This window comes from Marinobacterium sp. MBR-111, from assembly GCF_040547585.1.
Lineage (GTDB): Bacteria > Pseudomonadota > Gammaproteobacteria > Pseudomonadales > Balneatricaceae > Marinobacterium > Marinobacterium iners.
The window spans coordinates 60,660-79,593 of sequence record NZ_JBEPQA010000007.1; the positions used below are offsets into that span (position 1 = coordinate 60,660).

Annotated in this window: 14 protein-coding genes; 1 reads left to right on the forward strand and 13 read right to left on the reverse strand. The window is 58.3% G+C overall.

The window, feature by feature from the left end:
• Positions 1 to 60 precede the first annotated feature (60 nt).
• The 9 genes from phoU to ABIE61_RS07085 form a co-directional block, all read right to left on the reverse strand.
• Positions 61 to 822, reverse strand: coding sequence for a phosphate signaling complex protein PhoU (gene phoU, locus ABIE61_RS07045; protein WP_091826081.1), 762 nt, complete (start codon positions 820 to 822; stop codon positions 61 to 63).
• A 29-nt stretch (positions 823 to 851) separates the two neighbouring features.
• The gene (pstB, locus tag ABIE61_RS07050) at positions 852 to 1,649 is read right to left on the reverse strand and encodes a phosphate ABC transporter ATP-binding protein PstB (RefSeq protein ID WP_242530207.1); all 798 of its coding nucleotides are present in this window, start codon (positions 1,647 to 1,649) and stop codon (positions 852 to 854) included.
• A 50-nt stretch (positions 1,650 to 1,699) separates the two neighbouring features.
• Positions 1,700 to 3,367 (reverse strand): phosphate ABC transporter permease PstA, encoded by a 1,668-nt coding sequence (gene pstA / locus ABIE61_RS07055; RefSeq protein ID WP_354408184.1) that lies wholly within the window; start codon positions 3,365 to 3,367, stop codon positions 1,700 to 1,702.
• Positions 3,368 to 3,377: 10 nt separating this feature from the next.
• Positions 3,378 to 5,594, reverse strand: coding sequence for an ABC transporter permease subunit (locus ABIE61_RS07060; protein ID WP_354407981.1), 2,217 nt, complete (start codon positions 5,592 to 5,594; stop codon positions 3,378 to 3,380).
• A complete protein-coding gene (locus ABIE61_RS07065; RefSeq protein ID WP_091826072.1) occupies positions 5,584 to 6,558 on the reverse strand; it encodes a PstS family phosphate ABC transporter substrate-binding protein in 975 nt (324 codons plus the stop codon). Before ABIE61_RS07065 ends, ABIE61_RS07060 begins: the two co-directional genes overlap by 11 nt.
• An 89-nt stretch (positions 6,559 to 6,647) precedes the next feature.
• The gene (pstB, locus tag ABIE61_RS07070; RefSeq protein WP_175527628.1) at positions 6,648 to 7,544 is read right to left on the reverse strand and encodes a phosphate ABC transporter ATP-binding protein PstB; all 897 of its coding nucleotides are present in this window, start codon (positions 7,542 to 7,544) and stop codon (positions 6,648 to 6,650) included.
• An 11-nt stretch (positions 7,545 to 7,555) separates the two neighbouring features.
• Positions 7,556 to 8,830 (reverse strand): phosphate ABC transporter permease PstA, encoded by a 1,275-nt coding sequence (pstA, locus tag ABIE61_RS07075; RefSeq protein WP_091826070.1) that lies wholly within the window; start codon positions 8,828 to 8,830, stop codon positions 7,556 to 7,558.
• Positions 8,823 to 10,211 (reverse strand): phosphate ABC transporter permease subunit PstC, encoded by a 1,389-nt coding sequence (gene pstC, locus ABIE61_RS07080; protein ID WP_206837445.1) that lies wholly within the window; start codon positions 10,209 to 10,211, stop codon positions 8,823 to 8,825. Before pstC ends, pstA (ABIE61_RS07075) begins: the two co-directional genes overlap by 8 nt.
• Before the next feature lie 112 nt (positions 10,212 to 10,323).
• Positions 10,324 to 11,367, reverse strand: a complete 1,044-nt coding sequence (locus ABIE61_RS07085) for a substrate-binding domain-containing protein (RefSeq protein WP_091826065.1) — start codon at positions 11,365 to 11,367, stop codon at positions 10,324 to 10,326.
• Between the two features lie 203 nt (positions 11,368 to 11,570).
• Here ABIE61_RS07085 and ABIE61_RS07090 point away from each other — a divergent pair, with 203 nt between their 5' ends.
• Positions 11,571 to 11,975 (forward strand): acyl-CoA thioesterase, encoded by a 405-nt coding sequence (locus ABIE61_RS07090; RefSeq protein WP_091826062.1) that lies wholly within the window; start codon positions 11,571 to 11,573, stop codon positions 11,973 to 11,975.
• 42 nt (positions 11,976 to 12,017) lie between these two features.
• Here the strand turns inward: ABIE61_RS07090 and ABIE61_RS07095 are convergent, their stop codons facing one another.
• From ABIE61_RS07095 to ilvD, 4 genes are all read right to left on the reverse strand, one after another.
• Positions 12,018 to 13,352, reverse strand: a complete 1,335-nt coding sequence (locus ABIE61_RS07095) for a DASS family sodium-coupled anion symporter (RefSeq protein ID WP_091826060.1) — start codon at positions 13,350 to 13,352, stop codon at positions 12,018 to 12,020.
• Positions 13,353 to 13,452: 100 nt separating this feature from the next.
• Positions 13,453 to 14,682 carry a spore maturation protein gene (locus tag ABIE61_RS07100; protein ID WP_206837443.1) on the reverse strand — a complete coding sequence of 410 codons (1,230 nt, stop codon included), beginning with the start codon at positions 14,680 to 14,682 and terminating at the stop codon, positions 13,453 to 13,455.
• A gap of 70 nt (positions 14,683 to 14,752) precedes the next feature.
• Positions 14,753 to 16,855: a 5-histidylcysteine sulfoxide synthase gene (ovoA, locus tag ABIE61_RS07105; RefSeq protein WP_354407987.1), complete on the reverse strand. Its 2,103-nt coding sequence runs from the start codon at positions 16,853 to 16,855 to the stop codon at positions 14,753 to 14,755.
• Positions 16,856 to 17,031: 176 nt separating this feature from the next.
• A complete protein-coding gene (gene ilvD, locus ABIE61_RS07110; protein ID WP_206837436.1) occupies positions 17,032 to 18,864 on the reverse strand; it encodes a dihydroxy-acid dehydratase in 1,833 nt (610 codons plus the stop codon).
• Between the last annotated feature and the right edge of the window lie 70 nt (positions 18,865 to 18,934).

The following is an 18,934-nucleotide window of genomic DNA, read 5'->3' on the forward strand; positions in this document are numbered from 1 at the left end:
TCCGTTAGTGAGACGGCCCCAAGTCTAGCATTTTCACCCACTCAAGTGCTGTAGTGCGGGTTACTCTTCTGTGCTGCTTTCATCGCTCAGCAGTGTGTCGGCTTCGTCCTCAACGGTCTGGCGGATCTGCTTCAGGCTGCGGTGGCGCACGTCGGTACCGCTGACCTGATAGATCAGGTGCTCGGCCAGGTTACGGGCATGGTCACCGATGCGTTCAAGGCTGCGAAGAGCCCAGATGACACTCAGTACGGAAGAGATCGCACGCGGATCTTCCATCATATAGGTCACGAGTGAGCGCATGGCCGTGCGGTATTCACGGTCCACTTCCTTGTCCTGTTTGGCGACCAGGTAGGCCATCTCGATATCATTGCGAGCGAAAGCGGTCAGGACGTTGCGTACCATGTCGCGCACCAGATTGCCGATGTGGCGCACTTCTTGATGACCGCGTTGCGAAGTGCCGCTCTGTGCCAGTTCGATTGCTTGTCTGCAGATGCGGGACGCTTCATCACCAATGCGTTCGAGATCGGATACGGCACGGCTGATCGACACGATCAGACGCAGGTCGCTGGCTGCCGGCTGACGCCGGGCGATGGTAGTGGTGCAAAGATCATCGATCATCAGCTCCATGGCATTGGTCTGCTGGTCGACCTTGCGTGACGCCTCGGCACGATCCACATCCGCTGTCAGCAGCGCTTCGATGGCGTCATTGACCTGATGTTCCACCATGCCGCCCATGGTCAGCATCTGGGTACGGATGGTTTCCAGCTCTTCGTTGAACTGCTGGGAGATGTGGGTTGAGTAGTTGTCTTTTTCCAGTTCCACAGTGTTTGTCTCCGTTACGGACAGCTGGCCTAGCCATAGCGTCCGGTGATGTAATCTTCAGTCTGTCGTCTGGACGGCCGGGTAAACAGCTTCTCGGTCTCGCCAAATTCGATCAGACGCCCCTGATGCAGAAAGGCGGTGTAATCGGATACGCGGGCAGCCTGCTGCATGTTGTGTGTGACAATCAGGATGGTGAAGTCACGTTTCAGTTCATGAATCAGTTCCTCGATCTTAAGTGTCGAGATTGGGTCCAGTGCCGAGGCCGGCTCGTCCAGCAGCAGGACCTCGGGGCGAATGGCGATCGTGCGGGCGATCACCAGGCGCTGTTGCTGCCCCCCGGACAACCCCAGAGCACTCTCGTGCAGTCGGTCCTTGACCTCGTCCCAAAGTGCTGCCGAACGCAGCGCCCACTCAACGGTTTCATCCACCACTCGCTTTTTGCGGATGCCCTGAATCTTGAGGCCGAAGCTGACATTTTCATACACCGAAGCCGGAAACGGATTGGGCTTCTGGAACACCATGCCGACCCGACGTCGCAGCTCTGCCACATTGACTGATCGAGCGTAAATATCTTCATTATCCAGCAGAATTGTTCCAGAAATATTACAGTCCGCTGCCAGCTCACTCATGCGGTTGAAACAGCGCAACAGAGTCGACTTGCCGCAGCCGGACGGGCCTATAAAAGCGGTTACTCGGTTGCCGGGAAGATCCAGATTGATATTGCTCAGCGCACGGCTATCGCCATAGCGCAGGCTGAGGTCTCGCACTTGCAGCCGGGTGTCCGGGAGGTCAGATTCAGGGCTGGTGGTAGCCGGATCGGCCGATATCTGTGTGTCCAGGCGTATCAAGGCATAGCTCCGTTGATGAAGGTTGCACGCTAGAGTTCCGGTTCCAGTGTTCTGAATCGGGCCCGCAGATGGTTGCGCATCAGGATTGCTGACAGGTTCAGCAGCAGGATCACCAGCAACAACAGCAAAGCGGTAGCATAGACCAGTGGCTGAGCGGCTTCAGTGTTGGCGCTGTGGAAACCGACATCATAAATGTGAAAACCAAGGTGCATGAATTTCTGGTCCAGGTGCAGATAGGGGAAATGTCCGTCTACAGGCAGCTGGGGGACCAGCTTGACCACTCCTACCAACATCAGTGGCGCGACCTCACCAGCAGCCCTGGCGATCGCCAGAATCACTCCCGTCATCATGGCCGGGCTGGCCATGGGCAACACGACTCTCCACAGGGTTTCCGCCCGGGTTGCACCCAGTGCCAGGGCGCCTTCGCGCAGGCTGGACGGAATGGTGCGCAACCCCTCTTCGGTGGCCACGATCACCACCGGCAGTGTCAACAGGGCCAGGGTGGCCGATGCCCATAGCAGGCCGCCAGTGCCGAAGGTCGGTGCTGGCAGGGCTTCCGGGAAAAACAGCGCATCGATACTGCCCCCCAGAAAATAGACGAAAAAGCCGAGCCCGAAAATGCCGTATACAATGGAAGGTACCCCGGCCAGGTTGTTGACGGCGATGCGAATGATTCGGGTGAGCCGTCCCTGATAAGCGTATTCATGCAGGTATACGGCGGCCAGCACGCCGAATGGCGTGACCAGCAGTGACATCAGCAACACCATCAGCACGGTGCCGAACAGAGCGGGAAAGACGCCGCCCTCGGTATTACCCTCGCGGGGTGAGTCAGACAGGAACTCCCACAGCTTGATGCCAAAGTGTTCCAGCCTGTCGACAAGGCTCATGCCGTTCGGGCGGTAAGCGCGAATAACGTCCACCATGGCGAATTCCAGCACCCGTCCATCAGCCACTTCAACGTGGAAGTGGTCACGGGTGACCTGCTGTTGCAGGCGGGTCAGCCGTTTCTGCAGCAGATGATAGTCCTGCTCCAGGTCGGCCCGTTCACGGGCCAGAACCTCCAGTTGAGGCACCTTCAGTGGGCCGAGCAGCTCAAGCCGGCGCTGCTCCAGACGCAACTGTTCCAGCGTGCGGTTGATCTGCCCAAGCATGTTGCTTTCGATGCGATCAATTTCCTGCTGCAGTGCCTCTGTACGCTGCCGGCGCTGCTCGAATTCACGCCACAGCATGTCCTGATCGATGTCCGGGCCCTGCTGCAGCAGGGTGCCGTTTTCGCTCAATCCACGCAGATAGCCATACAGCTGTCCCCAACGAGTGCGCTCGAATACAGCCAGATGATCGGGGTAGTGCCGATCTGACAGGGCATTGTCCAGTACCCAAAAATAGTCACTGTCGCTGAATTCCCGATTGCCGCTGTGGATCAGGGTGCGCTGTACTTCAGCCTGTTTCGAGTCGAGTGACAGGCCTGCCTCCTGCAGCTGGCGTACGCTCACGTGCTCATGCTGGATGACTGCACCAATGACGCGCCGACTCTGACTGTCGGCCGTCACCTCTGCCTGCAACAGGCCTTTGGGCCAGAAGTGGGCCAGCCCCTGAATACTGATCAGCAGCAGAATACCCAGCAGGGTGAGCAGACATAGTGCAACGGCACCGGCATTGAGCCAAACCCAAGGGGTATCGGTATGAAACCATCGCATCAGTCGGTTATCAGAGCGCACGGTATTTCCTCCGCAGCTGCTGACGGATCAATTCGGCGATGGTGTTAACGACCAGTGTGAACAGGAACAGCAGCAGTGCGGTCAGGAACAGCACGCGGTAATGGCTGCTGCCGACGCTGGATTCAGGCATTTCGATGGCGATATTGGCGGCGAGGGTTCGCATTCCCTCGAAGATGTTCATCTCCATGATTGGGGTGTTGCCGGTGACCATCAGAACGATCATGGTTTCACCGATGGCACGCCCGAAGCCGATCATCAGGGCCGAAAAAATACCGGCGCTGGCAGCAGGCAGGATCATCCAGGTCAGCGCCTGCCAAGGGGTAGCCCCCAGTGCGAGAGCACCGTTACTGAGGTGGCGCGGTACGGCATGAATGGCATCTTCGGTGAGGGAAAACAGGGTGGGAATAATGGCAAACCCCATTGCAATACCGACGATCAGTGCGTTGCGTTGGTCATAACTGATACCCACCTGATTGCCGAGCCAGAGTACCAGCTGACCATCAAAAAGCCATGCCTCAATAGGCACTGCCAGTAGGAAGGCCAGCCAGGCCACCAGCGGAATCACCCCCAGCAGCAGGATCACGTCCCAGCCTTCAGGCAACAGGAAACGGATGCGTTGCGGCATTTTCTCCCACCCGAAGGCGAACAGCAGAATGCTGATCGGCAGCAGAAGGACCAGTAACAGGATGGCGGCCAGATGAACCTGCATGAACGGCGCCAGCCAGAGACCGGCGAGAAAACCCAAAACCACAGAAGGAACGGCGGCCATCATTTCGATCATCGGCTTGATTTTGCGGCGCAGGGCCGGCGCCATGAAATAGGCGGTATAGATGGCGCCGCAGATCGCCATGGGGGTCGCCATCAGCATGGCATAGAGTGCAGCCTTGAGCGTACCGAATACCAGCGGCACCAAGCTGTATTTGGCGGCTGAGTCCGTGCCATTGGTGGATGACTGCCAGATGTAGCCCGGCTCGTCGTAGTCTTCGTGCCAGATCTCGCTCCACAGGCTGCTCAGCGTGATTTCGGCGTGGGGGGCCTGCAGCTGCCAGCTGCTGACCCGGTTGTTGCGCTCCATCAGCAGGAAGCTGTTGTACGCAGACAGCGCCAGCGCTTCAGGCTCGTCACCGAGCAGATTGGTGCGCAGCAAGGCGCGGCTGGATGTCAGGCTGTACACACTTAGTGTTCCGTTCTGTTCCAGCGTTATGAAGCTGTTGTCCTGCTCTCGCCCGGCCAGCCGCTTGGGTGCTGACTGCAGGGGGTCATATTGACGGATCTGCTGCAACTTCAGGCTGTTATATTCATCCGGAACGAAAAACCACTGTGACAAGGCACCCGATTGATCACCCAGCATCAGGCTGCGCCGCCCCGGCAGCAGCTCAAACAGCGTTATCTCCTCCCGAGCGGCGCGGATCACTTCGTAGGTTTGGCCCTCTCCCTGCAGGGGAATTACACCAATGCGACCCTCAGGGCCCAGTGCAAGCAATCGGGATTGTTGTGGCATCAACAGCAGTTTGCGTGGCTCGAAACCAGGTGTGGGCAGACTGACAGACTGTATAGGGGCAGGCCCGGGTTGGCTCAGATCAAAGCGGAACTGGTGTAATTGGCCGTCATGGAAGCTGATCAGCAGCAGCTGTTTCTGGTTAACGGCCGCCGCCAGAGGGCCGGCGGGAGCCGGTTGCAGGCTCAGGGGTTCGATACCCAGTGGGTAGTGTAAAACCGGTTGAAGATTATTCGTGCCAGAGTACTGTCGCTGCACCGGCAACACGCGTCCGTCACTCAGTGCCAGTACCATCAGGCCGTCGCCGGCATCGGTCAGGTCGGTAATGTGGCTGTTATCGGGCAGGGCAATTCTCTGTTGTTGCAGAAGCGCGCCGCTGGCTGGTTGAAAAAATTGCAGCTCACCTTGTTGCGTGAGCCGTACGCCGATCCGACCTTCGGCATCCAGGGCCATGTACAGACTCTGCCCCGTCAAAGGTTGCTCGATCTGCTGTTGAAGCGGCACGATTCGGGCCGATGTCAGCAGAGGAACCACCTGATACAACAAATAGAACAGGATCATCAACACCGACAGGATCACGCCCAGTCCACCGAGCATGATGAACAGCGTGGCCAGTCGATCCTTGTAGCGGCGCAGCTGTAGCCAGCGCTTGCGCAGTGGTGTCGTGAGACGCAACTCTGGAGGCGGTGGCAGCGGGCTAGTCGACATCCGATATCTTCCCCAGCTGACGAGCGATGGCACTGGCGGGCAATGGTGTGTAGCCCTCTTTCAAGACCACTTCCTGCCCTTCACGTGACAGCACCAGATGCAGAAACTCCCGCACCAAAGGGTGAAGTGGCTGCCCTGGTGGTCGGTTAATGTACATATACAGGGGACGAGCCAGCGGATAGCGGCCATCAATGAAGCTATCTGGCTCAGGTACGACATAATCATTGCCCAGCCGTGCCAGCGGTAACACGCGCACCGAGGCGTTGCGGTAGTTGATGCTGGAGTAACCGATCGCGTTCAACGCCGTTGCCACCGACTGAACCACCGAGGCCGACCCTGGCTGTTCGTTGACTCGACTATGAAAGTCGCCGCGGCACAATGCCTGTTCACGGAAAAAGCCATAGGTGCCGGACACGGCATTGCGGCCGTACAACAGCAGTGGCTGGGTTGCGAGTTGCCCCTCTACACCCAGCTGTTGCCAGCGATCAATCCGGAGCTTTCCCCCGCAGCGCCGAGTGGCTGAAAAGATCGCATCCAGCTGCTGCAGGTTCAAACCTGCTACCGGATTGTCCTGATGTACGAAGATTGCCAGAGCATCCATTGCGACGGTAATCGCTGTTGGGGGGTAGCCGTGTCGGCGTTCAAATGCCAACAGCTCTCGCTCCAGCATGGGGCGGCTCATGGGGGCAAGACTTGCGGTCCCTTCGATCAGGGCTACCGGAGCCGTTGATGAGCCCGGAGCCTGCAGCTGAATATTCACATTGGGATACAGACGATTGAATTCCTGTGACCAGAGCAGCATCAGGCTGGCCATGGTATCGGAGCCGACACTCGACAGGTTGCCGGAAATGCCGGCAACGCGTTGGTAAGGCTGCAGTTCGGTGGCCGTATTGCTCACGTCCGCGCGGGCTCCTGTCGCCAGCAACAGCAGGCCCAACAACAGTAAGAGTCCGGAGTGCTTCAATGTCTGAATCCTGGCTGGGTCAAGTCAGTGGCTGATTGTACAGCACTGGCCGCAGGCAGCCAGGCTGTACACTTAGCGGCACCGCCGGATCAGCCGAAACGACCGGTGATATAGGCTTCGGTCATATGGTGCTCCGGTGCGGTGAACACCTTCACAGTATCGTTGACCTCAACCAGATGGCCAAGATGGAAATAGGCTGTACGGTCTGATACACGAGATGCCTGTTGCATGGAGTGTGTCACGATGACGATGGTATAGCTCTCGGACAGCTCCGAGATCAGCTCTTCCACTTTCGCCGTGGCGATCGGGTCCAGTGCCGAACAGGGCTCGTCCATCAGTACCACTTCCGGGTTGACCGCAATGGTACGGGCAATGCACAGGCGCTGCTGCTGACCGCCGGACATGCCGGTGGCAGTGGAGTCCAGACGGTCCTTCACCTCATCCCACAGACCAGCCTTGCGCAGGCTGTTCTCGACGATTTCGTCCAGATCCGACTTGCGGTTGGCAAGACCATGAATACGCGGGCCATAGGCCACGTTGTCGTAGATCGACTTGGGGAAGGGGTTGGGCTTCTGAAACACCATGCCTACGCGGGCACGCAGCTCAACCACGTCCTGGCGGGGATCATAGATGTCCTGATCATCCAGCTGCAGGCTGCCCTTGACCTTGCAGATGTCGATACTGTCGTTCATTCGGTTCAGGCAGCGCAGGAAGGTGGACTTGCCACAACCGGATGGACCGATGAAGGCAATGACTTCATTCTTGCCGATATCCAGGCTGACATTTTTGATTGCCCGATCTGCGCCGTAAAATACTTCCACGTCACGCAGCTTGAACTTAGGCTCCTTGGCAGCATAGGGCTTGCCAACGGTTTTGCCCTCTTCAATACCGGCATCCGAGCTGCTCTCGATGGCAGTGGACTCAGTGGCCGTGGCTGTAGTCTTGGTCATGGCTGCGTTATCACTCAGAGTTGCGGTCATGTTCATATCTGTTCTCCTTACCAACGGCGCTCAAGACGCTTGCGCAGCCAGATGGCCAATGCATTCATTCCGATCAGAAAGCTCAGCAGCACCATGATGGCGGCTGAAGCACGTTCAATAAAGGCAAGTTCGGGGCTGCCTGCCCAGAGGAATACCTGTACCGGCAATACGGTGGCCGAGTCGAAGAAGCCACCGGGCACGTCAACAATAAAGGCCACCATGCCGATCAGCAGCAGCGGGGCGGTTTCACCCAGTGCCTGCGCCATGCCGATGATGGATCCGGTCAGCATGCCCGGCATCGCCAGCGGCAGGACGTGGTGCAATACCACCTGCATTTTCGAGGCGCCAATCCCTTCCGCCGCTTCGCGGATCGAGGGCGGTACGCTCTTGATTGCGGCCCGGCTGGAAATGATGATGGTGGGCAGTGTCATCAGAGTTAGCACCATGCCGCCCACCACCGGAACCGAGCGGGGCATGCCGAACAGATTGATGAATACGGCCAGACCCAGCAGACCAAAGATGATCGACGGCACCGCTGCCAGGTTATTGATGTTGACCTCAATAAAATCGGTCAGACGGTTCTTGGGAGCGAACTCTTCCAGGTAAATTGCCGCGGCCACGCCGATCGGGAACGACAGCACAAGCGTGACAAACATGGTCAGCAGCGAGCCGACTACTGCGCCCATGATGCCGGCCTTGGCGGGGTCACGAGAATCGCCTCCCTTGAAGAAGACATCGTTGAACGAGGTCTCGATCACGCCCTTGTCCTTCAGCATGTTCACCCATTCCTGCTGCTGTGGCGAGAGTTTGATCGAGTAGGCCTTGTCACCGGCGTGCTTGGAGTAAACATCCACGTCGCTGTGAGCCAGGAAGCTCATCTTGCGAGTGGTGTTCAACCATTCCGGATTCTCTTTTAGCGCATCGCGCAGATCGGCAGACGCATAGGGGTTGATCAGCTTGCGTACCGCTTCACGGTTGGCGTCGGTTGCGTTCGGAATTTCACGCATCAGGGCCTGAACCAGCGGCTCGACGAAGTCGGCCATTTTTACCTGACGAGGATCTGTCGGGTCATCCAGGTACATTACCTCGCCATCCAGCACCACTTCCAGGTTCAGGCTGGTCTTCATGAAACCGCTGTACCCCTTGCCGATGATGTCGGTAAACAGAATCAGCAGGGCCGACAAGGCGATGGCGATCGCAAGAATGCCGTAGGCGCGAAAGCGCTTCTCCTTGCGGTAGCGTTTTTTCAATGACTTGCGGACAATTTCCGCCTGTGTAAGTTGCTTAGTCATACTGTTCCCGATACTTGCGTACGATATGCAGGGCGATAATGTTGAGGACCAGTGTTACCAGGAACAGCATGGCGCCCAGTGCGAAAGCCGCCAGCGTCTTGGCACTGTCGAACTCCTGGTCCCCGGTCAGCAGGGTAACGATCTGCACGGTTACCGTAGTCACGGTTTCCAGCGGGTTGGCGGTCAGGTTGGCTGCAAGGCCTGCTGCCATCACCACAATCATGGTTTCACCGATGGCACGGGATACCGCCAACAGAATGCCCCCCATGATGCCGGGAAGCGCCGCCGGGAAGACAACCTTCTTCATGGTTTCCGACTGGGTTGCACCCAGCGCCAGCGAGCCGTCGCGCAGTGACTGGGGTACGGCGTTGATGACGTCGTCCGACAGGGAAGATACGAACGGAATGATCATGATGCCCATGACCGCACCGGCAGCCAGAGCGCTCTGTGATGAGGCTTCAATGCCAAAGGATGCGGCCAGGTTACTGATGAACGGCGCTACTGTCAGCGCGGCAAAAAAGCCGTATACCACGGTTGGTATGCCGGCCAGCATCTCCAGCAACGGCTTGACCACACCGCGAACTTTCGGGTTGGCATATTCCGATAGATAGATGGCTGACATCAGCCCCACGGGAACGGCGACCAACATGGCGATGCCTGAGATCAGCAGAGTACCGGTAAACAGGGGGATCATCCCGAACGCACCCTGAGACGCGACCTGATCCGCACGCAAGGCGGTCTGGGGGCTCCAGTGAGAACCGAAAATAAAATCAATGAAGGATATCTGCTGGAAAAATCGCAGTGTCTCAAAAGCGACCGAGAAGATGATACCGACGGTGGTCAGAATGGCCAGGCCGGCACAGGCAAAGAACACCCACTTCAGAATGATCTCGACCTGAACCCGGGCGTTAAGCCGCGGATGGATACGCAGCCAGGCCAGAAAACCGGCCAGCACTGCGACGGCCACTACCAGCAGGTTCATGTACAGCCGGCTCTGTTCGCGTAGCTGTACCAGACGGTCCGCTGCTTCGACAATAGCGGGTTCGGCAAAGTTTCGCGGCAGGGCGCCACTGGCCACGTTACCGATCTGACTCAGCAACAGACTGGCCTGGCCCGCACTGTCGGGGATCATCTCCTGTGGCAGCGAACTGACGACCAGTGTCTGGATTACCTTGCCCTGAAAGCCGACCCAGAGCGCCAATATGATCAGTGCCGGAATACCGCACCAGAGTGCGGCGCGGGCACCATAGTAGAACGGAAGTGATTTGAGGTGTCGAATTCCGCCCAGTGGCATGGCCAGCGTGCGCGAACGGGTATATCCCAGCCAGTAGGCGATCGCAGCGAATGCCAGCGTGAAAAGAAGCAGATTTGCCGGTTGCATGAGTGTTCCTGTCTGCGATTTTTCGGTAAATGAATCGAATATTGTCCAGACGTGCAAAGGGGCGCGACCCCGTTTTCAGGACCGCACCCCGAGTTTTGCCTATGCGACCCGCTTACTTGAGCTCGTCAATGGTCAGGTTCGGCATGTTTTCGGCCTTGTCCATCAGCACGGCCAGCTGGTCACGCGGCGGAATGATCAGACCCACATCCTTGAGGTAGCCGTTCTGGCCCAGCGCAGAGTTGCTGGCAAACTCACCCACGTATTCAGCGATGCCCGGAACCACGCCAACGTGTGCCTTCTTGACGTAGAAGAACAGTGAGCGAGCTACAGGGTACTTGTCCGCTGCGATATCTTCAGCGGTCGGTACCATGCCATCGAGTGTAGCGGCCTGCAGGCGGTCAGCATTTTCTTCCAGGAAGCTGAAACCGAACACGCCATACATGCCGGTATCGCTGATCAGTTTCTGAACGATCAGGTTGTCATTCTCGCCTGCTTCAATGAAAACGCCGTCTTCACGAATGCTTTCGCAGATAGCCTTGTGCTCGTCCTTGCTCAGATCCTTGGCTTCCGGCAGTTTGTCACAGCCAGCGGCAAGTGCCAGTTCATTGAAGGAGTCACGGGTACCGGATGTCGGCGGCGGACCCATTACGCGGATCGGCTTGTTCGGCAGGCCAGCGTCGATGTCACTCCAGTTCTTGTTCGGGTTGGCAACCCATTTGCCATCGACCGGCACCTTTTCACCCAGCGCCAGGAACAGTTGCTCCAGGGTGAGATTCAGGTTCTCGGCATCCTTGGAGCTGGCGATAACGATGCCGTCAGAACCGATGCGGAATTCAGTGATATCGGTCACGCCGTTCTTCTGGCACAACTCAAACTCGGAGGTTTTCATACGACGTGAAGCGTTGGTGATGTCCGGGTGCTGGGTACCGATACCCTGACAGAACAGTTTCATGCCGCCACCAGAGCCGGTAGATTCCAGCTTCGGCGTGTTGAATTCGGTGTTACTGCCGAAACGTTCGGCAACTACGGTTGCGAACGGGTAAACAGTGGAAGAGCCCACGATGCTGATGGTGTCACGGGCGGCAGCCGGTGCGGCCAGGCTGATGCCGGCAGCGGCAGTCATGGCAAGTGCAAGAGCTTTGGTGCGCAATTTCATTGAGTTACCCTCTCTGAACTGATCGTTTTTTGATGTGGCCCACTATAGGGGGCAAAGATGACTGATTTATGACAGTTGTCACAAAGCGTAAAAAAGTTTTTCAGAGAGCTTGAGCTAGTGCCGTTTGCGGCCAGATTCTCTATTATGTGCACTGCAGCAAAGAGCGCGTCGTTCGCTCTACCGAATAATAAAAGGAGACAAGCATGAGTTGCAGTGATGACACAGAGGTGCTGAAACCCGCAGGAGAGCTGACACTGCAGCTGCCTGCCGGTCATGAGGCGGTCAACATGTTTGGTGATGTGTATGGCGGTTGGGTAGCCTCACAGCTGGTGCTCGCCAGTGAGATCCGTGCCGGTCAGGAGGCGCAGGGCCGCATTGCCACGGTATCGGTTGGACGCATGAGCTTCATGTCGCCGGTTATGTGCGGCACGGTGCTGAGTTTTTACACTCGGGTATTGGAGCGGGGTAACAGCTCGTTGCGGATTCAGGTTGAAGTCTGGGGGCGCTGCCCGGACGGCAGTGAGTTGCGCAAAGTGACCAGCACCGAATGTGTACAGGTCGCCATCGATCGTCAGGGGCATATCCGCAGCTTGCCCCAGCAGGACTGATGCAAGGTTCCGGCTGCCACTGCGACAGCCGGATCTGGCCGGTCAGATCAGGAGGCTGGCGCCGCCTGCGATGATCGCAATCATCATCACGTTGAGTACCATGCCTGCGCGCATCATTTGACCCTGAGGCAAAAATCCCGAGCCATACACGATGGCATTGGGGGGTGTTGCCACCGGAAGCATGAAGGCGCAGGACGCGGCCACGGCAATGACCACCGCCATGATTTCGGTGGAGAGGCCCATGGAGCCGGCAATACCGACAAAAATCGGCACCAGCAGTGCGGCACTGGCGGTATTGCTGGCTATCTCGGTCAGCATTACCACAAAAGCCGCGACGACCAGAATGAACAGCGGAGCCGATGCACCACTCATCAGACTGCTGACAGTCTCGGCCAGGAACAGGCTGGCACCGGTGGTCGACAGCATGGCCGACAGAGTCAGCCCTCCCCCGAACAGCAACAGTACGCCCCAGTCGGCCGTTTTCTCGATCTGCTTCCAGTTCACCAGCTGCAGCATGCACAACAGCAGAATGGCGAACATTGCCACGATCGAGTCAAAGCCGCCCTTGATGCCCAAGAAACCTGATACCGGCTTGCTGAACAGCCACAGTGTAACGGTCAGCGCAAATACACCCAGCGTCATCCACTGCTTGCTGGTGAGCGGCTCGTGGCGGTGGATCGCCGGGAAACGGTGGTTCAGTTCAGGCCGCAGCAGCGCCCAAAGCACCACAATCATCAGCGGCAGTGACAGCGCAACGGTCGGAATACCGAACCGGAGCCAGTCGGCAAAGCTCAGACCCACTTCAGCGGCGGCAATGGCGTTAGGGGGCGAGCCGACCAGCGTACCGATGCCGCCGATATTGGCGGAATAGGCCACGCCCAGCAGCACGAACCAGTAGGTACGCTCATGCCCTTCATAGGGCAGTTGGCGCAGCAGGCCCAGTGCCAGTGGCAGCATCATGGCAGCGGTTGCAGTGTTGGAGATCCACATGGACAGGCCCGCGGACGTCAGGAACAGCAACACGGCTGCCATCCCCAACTTGCCTTGCGCCAGACGGATCACATGACCGGCGATGTACTTGTCCAGCCCCTGTGCGCTGAGTGCCGCCGCGAGGCCGAAACCACCCAGGAACAGGAAGATGATCGGGTTGGCGAAACTCTTGAGCGCATCGGAGACGCTGAACACGCCCGCCACCACAGTCAGCACCGGAATCAGCAGTGCCGTTACGGTAATGTTGAAGGTCTCGGTCATCCATAGAATGGCAATAACGGCCAGAATGGCCAGGCCGGTACGCAGCTGAGGCTCAAGTGGCGCCAGCCACCAGATACCGGCACCTGCCAGTACCGCCAGCAGGAAGGTGATCCACTTTCCGGGCATGGGTGTCTCCAGGGTTGATTGCAAAAGAGCGCGGATTTTACACAGTTGTCTATCAGTGGGCTACTTTAGTCGCAGGGCCTTGTTGGAAGTGTAGAAAGGCTTAGCCAAAAAACCAGTAGCCACAGGCGATGGCAGCCGTCACCCCGGCCAGGTCAGCGCTCAAGCCACACAGCACGGCATGCCGTGTACGCCGGATGCCGACTGCACCGAAATAGACCGCCAGTACATAGAAAGTGGTTTCGGTAGAGCCCTGCACGATAGAGGCCACCTGAGCGGCGAAGGAATCAACGCCGTGGGTGTTCATGGTTTCCAGCATCATGGCGCGGGCACCGGAGCCGGACAGGGGTTTCATCAGTGCCGTGGGCAAAGCATCGGCAAAACGGGTGTCCAGGCCGAGCAGGCCGATTCCTTCGCGCAGCAGCCAGATGAAGCCCTCCAGGGCACCGCTCTCGCGCAGTATGCCGATCGCCACCAGCATCGCCAGGAGGTAGGGGATGATCATGATGGCGGTTTCGAACCCCTGCTTCGCCCCCTCGATAAAGGTTTCATACACGTTGACGCCGCGTCGCTGCGCCAGCAACAGGAACAGGATGATGACGCTGAACAGCAGGAGGTTGCCGGTCAGTGCTGACTGGCGCTGCAGCTCTTCGGCACTGAGCGTGGCGAAATAGCCGACGAAGGCGAGCAACAGGGCTGAGCCGACCCCGAACCAGAGCAGCAGGGTGCGTTGCAGCAGGTTGATGCGCTGAATCCAGCAGGTGACCAGCAACCCCACCAGTGTTGAGCAGCTGGTGGCGATCAGGATCGGAATAAAAACGGCGGTTGGGTCGCTGGAGCCCTGCTGGGCGCGATACAGGAAAATGGTGATCGGGAACAGGGTGACCGCCGAGGTGTTGAGCACCAGAAACAGGATCTGGGCGTTGCTGGCGGTTTCCTTGTCAGGGTTGAGGCTCTGCAGATCCTGCATCGCCTTCAGCCCCAGCGGGGTGGCGGCGTTGTCGAGACCGAGAAAGTTGGCGGACAGGTTCATGGTCATGGAACCGATCGCCGGATGTCGCGGCGGCACCTCCGGCATCAGCCGGGTAAACAGAGGGCCGAGCAGACGAGCGATGCGATCTACCAATCCCGAGGCTTCGGCCAGTTTCATCATCCCCAGCCAGAACGCCAGCGTACCGATCAGGCCGATGGACAGCTCCACGGTGAGTTTCGACATGTCGAAACTGCTCTGGATCAGGCGTTGGAACACGGCAGAGTCACCCATGACCAGCCACTGCCAGAGTGCCGCGACAAAGGCGATCAGAAAGAAACCGAGCCAGATCCGGTGCAGCATGGAGGACGTCCTGTGGAAAACCTGCCTCGATTCTAGCGACCGAAAGCAGGTCTGGCCACAGGGTTAGTCATTAACCCTGTAACCGCCAGCAGGTAACCTCCGACAGCGTATGCTGGAACTTGCGCCGGGTTTCGCGAATTACGAACGGGACAGCCTCAGGTTCGTGGATCAGTTCGAAGTGCTCGTCCAGCACTTCATGCAGACCGTCCAGTGTGGTGACATTCTCACCGTCACGCTTGAAACCTCCCAGCCACTCCTCTTTTGGGGTGTGTTCCTCCAGCCAGGTGTAGGGCGAAGCGATCAGCAGCAGGCCGCCGGGGTTCAGACGGGTATGCACCTGTGACAGGAACTGACGCGGGCTGTAAAGACGGTCGATCAGGTTGGCGGCCAGAATCAGGTCATAGCCCTTCAGGATCGGCTTGAGGTTGCAAGCATCCCCCTGCATGAAACTGACGCGATCAGCCGTATCAGCCAGCCCCAGTGAAGTCAGGTCTCGCTCGTGATAGCTGACCAGTTCACCTTCGTCTGGCAATGTATAGCGCAATCGGCCCTGCTGCTGTAGCTGTACGCCCAGATTGATCAGGCGGGCAGAGAAATCGACACCGTCTACCTGCTCAAAATGGCGCGCCAGTTCGAAGCTTGCGCGCCCGGTGGCGCAGCCCAGGTCCAGAGCCTTGCCGCTGCGTTGGCCAACCAGCTCAATCGCCAGTCGGGCCAGCGCCTGCGGAAAGTTGGCAACACCGAACTGCTCGTCACCGTAGTGGAACTCGGCGTACTGGGACGCCAGTGCATCGCTTTCATACCGTGATGAGGGCACTGCCTTTGGAGGTGCGCCGGCCACATAGCGGAAACCGGCATGCTGAAAGAAGTGGCGTCGAAAGGCGTAACGGGCGCTGCGCAGGCTCTCGTTGCCACAGGAGATCCAGCTGCCGCCCTTGATCAGGTTATGGCGATCGTCAAAGGTGGGTGTGGTGAAATCATCGTAGCAGGGGTGCACTTCAAACCCCTCAAACGGGTAGATCGGTGTTTGCGTCCACTGCCAGACATTGCCGCTGACATCGTAAAAATCACCCTGGGCAAAACGATACACCGGGCAGGATGACGCGAAGTGGTCCAGATGCAAGTTGGCATTAACCGACGCTGTGCTGTCCGGCTCGGCCACGCGGGCCAAATCGTAGAGCCGATACCATTCATCCTCGCTGGGCAGACGGATCGATTCGCCGGTCTGCTCCGATTTCCAGCGGCAGAACGCCTCCGCCTCGTGACAGTTGACCTCGGCTGGCCAGTCCCAGGGCATGTAAACCTGCTCGCACATGAGGCGCAGTTGCCAGCCGTCCTCCGATTCAACCCAGAAGGTCGGATATACGGCACCGGTGAAGTCACGCCAATTCCAGCCTTCCTCACTCCACCAGCGGCGTTCGGTATAACCGCCTGCTTCTACAAAGGCCAGAAACTCCTGGTTGGAGGTCAACATCTGTGCCGCCTTGAAGCTGTCCAGCATGATTTCGCGATGGCCGTATTCGTTATCCCAGCCGTAGCGGGAGTCTTCACGTAACTTGCCCAAAACTGCCTTGCCGGCCGGCACTTCAATCAGCTGATTTGCAGGTGCTGGTCCTGAGTCGCGACACACTGGCCAGGCAGGGTGGGGCTGTACGTACCTGAGTTCGTGCTGGCGGATCAGCACGGATGAGGTTTCCAGGTGGATACGCTCGTGCTCGATCCCCATCACAATGGTCCACCAGGGATGGTTCCAGTTGATCGGGGATGTCAGCGGCGCTTCACGAATGATCCGATCCAGTGTCTGACGCACCTGGTCACGGTAGGCCTTTACCTCAGCGACTGACGGCCAGTTGTAGTGATCATCGTTCAAATCATCCCAGCTCATCTCATCGACGCCGATGGCGAAGATCGACTCGAAGTGAGGATTGATTCGCTGTTCCACCAGTCCGCTCAGCAGTAACTTGTTGATGAAAAAGGTGGCGGTATGGCCATAGTAGAATATCAGCGGATGGCGCAGGGCGATCGGCTTGACGAAGAAGGCTTCGTCACAGGTCAATACCTCGAACAGCTGCTCGTAGCGATCGAAGGTGGTATGAAAATAGTCCAGTATCTCGTGACGCAAGGTGTCACTGTCCGGGTTGTCCAGCCGAGGGGTACGGTTAAGGCGTTCCATGTGCAGTCCTGATCCGGTTAACGACGGTAACGTCAGTTCAGTATAGACAGCCGGATAAGGTGGGAGGACAGGTGCCGGCTGCAGAGTATGGGTCTTGTTACTGCTGACAGAAGGATTTGGATCAGTGGAAGACGTCGGCAGGCGGGCGCCTGCCGACGGATACAGCGGGGTTGGGCTTAGTCGAGCATACTCAGGTCACGCACGGCACCCTTGTCGGCCGAAGTAGCCAGCAGGGCGTAGGCCTTAAGGGCTGCAGATACCTTGCGTGGTCGCTCTTCGGCCGGCTTCCAGCCCAGCTTGTCCTGCTCGGCGCGACGGATCGACAGCTCCTCATCGGACACCAGCACGTTGATGGTGCGGTTGGGGATGTCGATGCGGATGCGATCGCCGTTTTTCACCAGACCGATGGCACCGCCTGCAGCGGCTTCAGGCGAAGCGTGTCCGATGGACAGGCCGGAGGTACCGCCGGAGAAACGACCGTCGGTCAGCAGAGCACACTCCTTGCCCAGTCCCTTGGATTTCAGGTAGGAGGTCGGGTACAGCATCTCCTGCATGCCCGGGCCGCCTTTCGGGCCTTCGTAGCGAATTACAACGACATCACCGGCCTTCACCTCATCGTTGAGAATTTTTCGGACCGCCTCGTCTTGTGATTCCATCACGTTGGCGTTCCCTTCAAACACCAGAATTGACTCATCAACACCGGCACTTTTTACCACGCAGCCATCCAGAGCGATGTTGCCGTACAGCACGGCGAGGCCGCCTTCCTGAGAAAAGGCGTGATCGATGGAACGGATGCAGCCGTGCTCTCGGTCACCGTCCAGTGTTGGCCAGCGCGTGGCCTGACTGAACGCTTCCTGAGTCGGGATGCCGGCAGGACCTGCCTTGTAAAACTCGATCACCTCTGGCGTGGGGTTGCGCATGATATCCCACTGGTCCAGAGCGTCTTTCATTGTCGGGGCATGGACGGTGGGTACGTCTGTGTGAAGCTTGCCGGCACGGTCCAGTTCACCCAGGATCGCCATGATGCCGCCGGCGCGGTGTACGTCTTCAATGTGGTACTTCTGAGTATTGGGTGCCACCTTGCACAGCTGGGGAACGGTGCGAGAAAGCCGGTCGATATCTTTCATGGTGAAATCGATTTCAGCTTCCTGGGCGATGGCCAGCAGGTGCAGGATGGTGTTGGTGGAACCGCCCATGGCGATATCCAGAGTGATGGCGTTTTCGAACGCTTTCAGGCCTACGGCCCTGGGTAAAATTTGAGCATCATTCTGCTCGTAGTAGAGTTTGGCCATCTCAACGATAGAACGGCCGGCACGCAGGAACAGCTGCTTGCGATCCGCATGGGTCGCTACAACCGTGCCGTTACCCGGCAGCGCCAGACCCAGCGCTTCAGCCAGACAGTTCATGGAGTTGGCGGTGAACATGCCGGAGCAGGAACCGCAGGTCGGGCAGGCGGAGCGCTCGACAGCCTCGACCTCTTCGTCAGACGCATTCGGGTCCGCAGCCAGTACCATCGCATCGACCAGGTCCAGTTTGTGCTCGGCAAGTTTGGTCTTGCCGGCTTCCATCGGTCCGCCGGTCACAAAAATGACCGGGATGTTCAGGCGCATGGCGGCCATCAGCATCCCCGGGGTGATTTTGTCGCAGTTGGAGATGCACACCAGCGCATCGGCGCAGTGGGCATTGACCATGTATTCGACTGAGTCGGCGATGATGTCGCGGCTCGGCAGCGAGTAGAGCATGCCGTCGTGGCCCATGGCGATGCCGTCGTCCACGGCAATGGTGTTGAATTCCTTGGCTACGCCACCGGCTTTCTCGATCTCACGAGCAACCAGCTGGCCCATGTCCTTCAGGTGGACGTGGCCGGGAACGAACTGGGTGAAGGAGTTGGCCACGGCGACGATCGGCTTGTGGAAATCTTCATCCTTCATACCAGTGGCGCGCCACAGTGCGCGGGCACCCGCCATGTTGCGGCCGGCGGTGGAGGTCTTGGAACGATACTCAGGCATGGGGCTCCCCTCGGAATTCGGTTGTGCAAACAAGCCTGAGTATATCAGATAAACGCCTAGCGCCGAGGGG

Bases quoted from the DNA above. Each gene is read 5' to 3' on its own strand.
- ABIE61_RS07060 (WP_354407981.1), bottom strand. From the start codon at position 5,594: ATGTCGACTAGCCCGCTGCCACCGCCTCCAGAGTTGCGTCTCACGACA.
- pstC (WP_206837445.1), bottom strand. From the start codon at position 10,211: ATGCAACCGGCAAATCTGCTTCTTTTCACGCTGGCATTCGCTGCGATC.
- pstB (WP_175527628.1), bottom strand. From the start codon at position 7,544: ATGAACATGACCGCAACTCTGAGTGATAACGCAGCCATGACCAAGACT.
- ABIE61_RS07100 (WP_206837443.1), bottom strand. From the start codon at position 14,682: ATGCTGCACCGGATCTGGCTCGGTTTCTTTCTGATCGCCTTTGTCGCG.
- ilvD (WP_206837436.1), bottom strand. From the start codon at position 18,864: ATGCCTGAGTATCGTTCCAAGACCTCCACCGCCGGCCGCAACATGGCG.
- ABIE61_RS07090 (WP_091826062.1), top strand. From the start codon at position 11,571: ATGAGTTGCAGTGATGACACAGAGGTGCTGAAACCCGCAGGAGAGCTG.
- pstA (WP_354408184.1), bottom strand. From the start codon at position 3,367: ATGCGATGGTTTCATACCGATACCCCTTGGGTTTGGCTCAATGCCGGT.
- pstA (WP_091826070.1), bottom strand. From the start codon at position 8,830: ATGACTAAGCAACTTACACAGGCGGAAATTGTCCGCAAGTCATTGAAA.
- ABIE61_RS07085 (WP_091826065.1), bottom strand. From the start codon at position 11,367: ATGAAATTGCGCACCAAAGCTCTTGCACTTGCCATGACTGCCGCTGCC.
- ABIE61_RS07095 (WP_091826060.1), bottom strand. From the start codon at position 13,352: ATGCCCGGAAAGTGGATCACCTTCCTGCTGGCGGTACTGGCAGGTGCC.
- ovoA (WP_354407987.1), bottom strand. From the start codon at position 16,855: ATGGAACGCCTTAACCGTACCCCTCGGCTGGACAACCCGGACAGTGAC.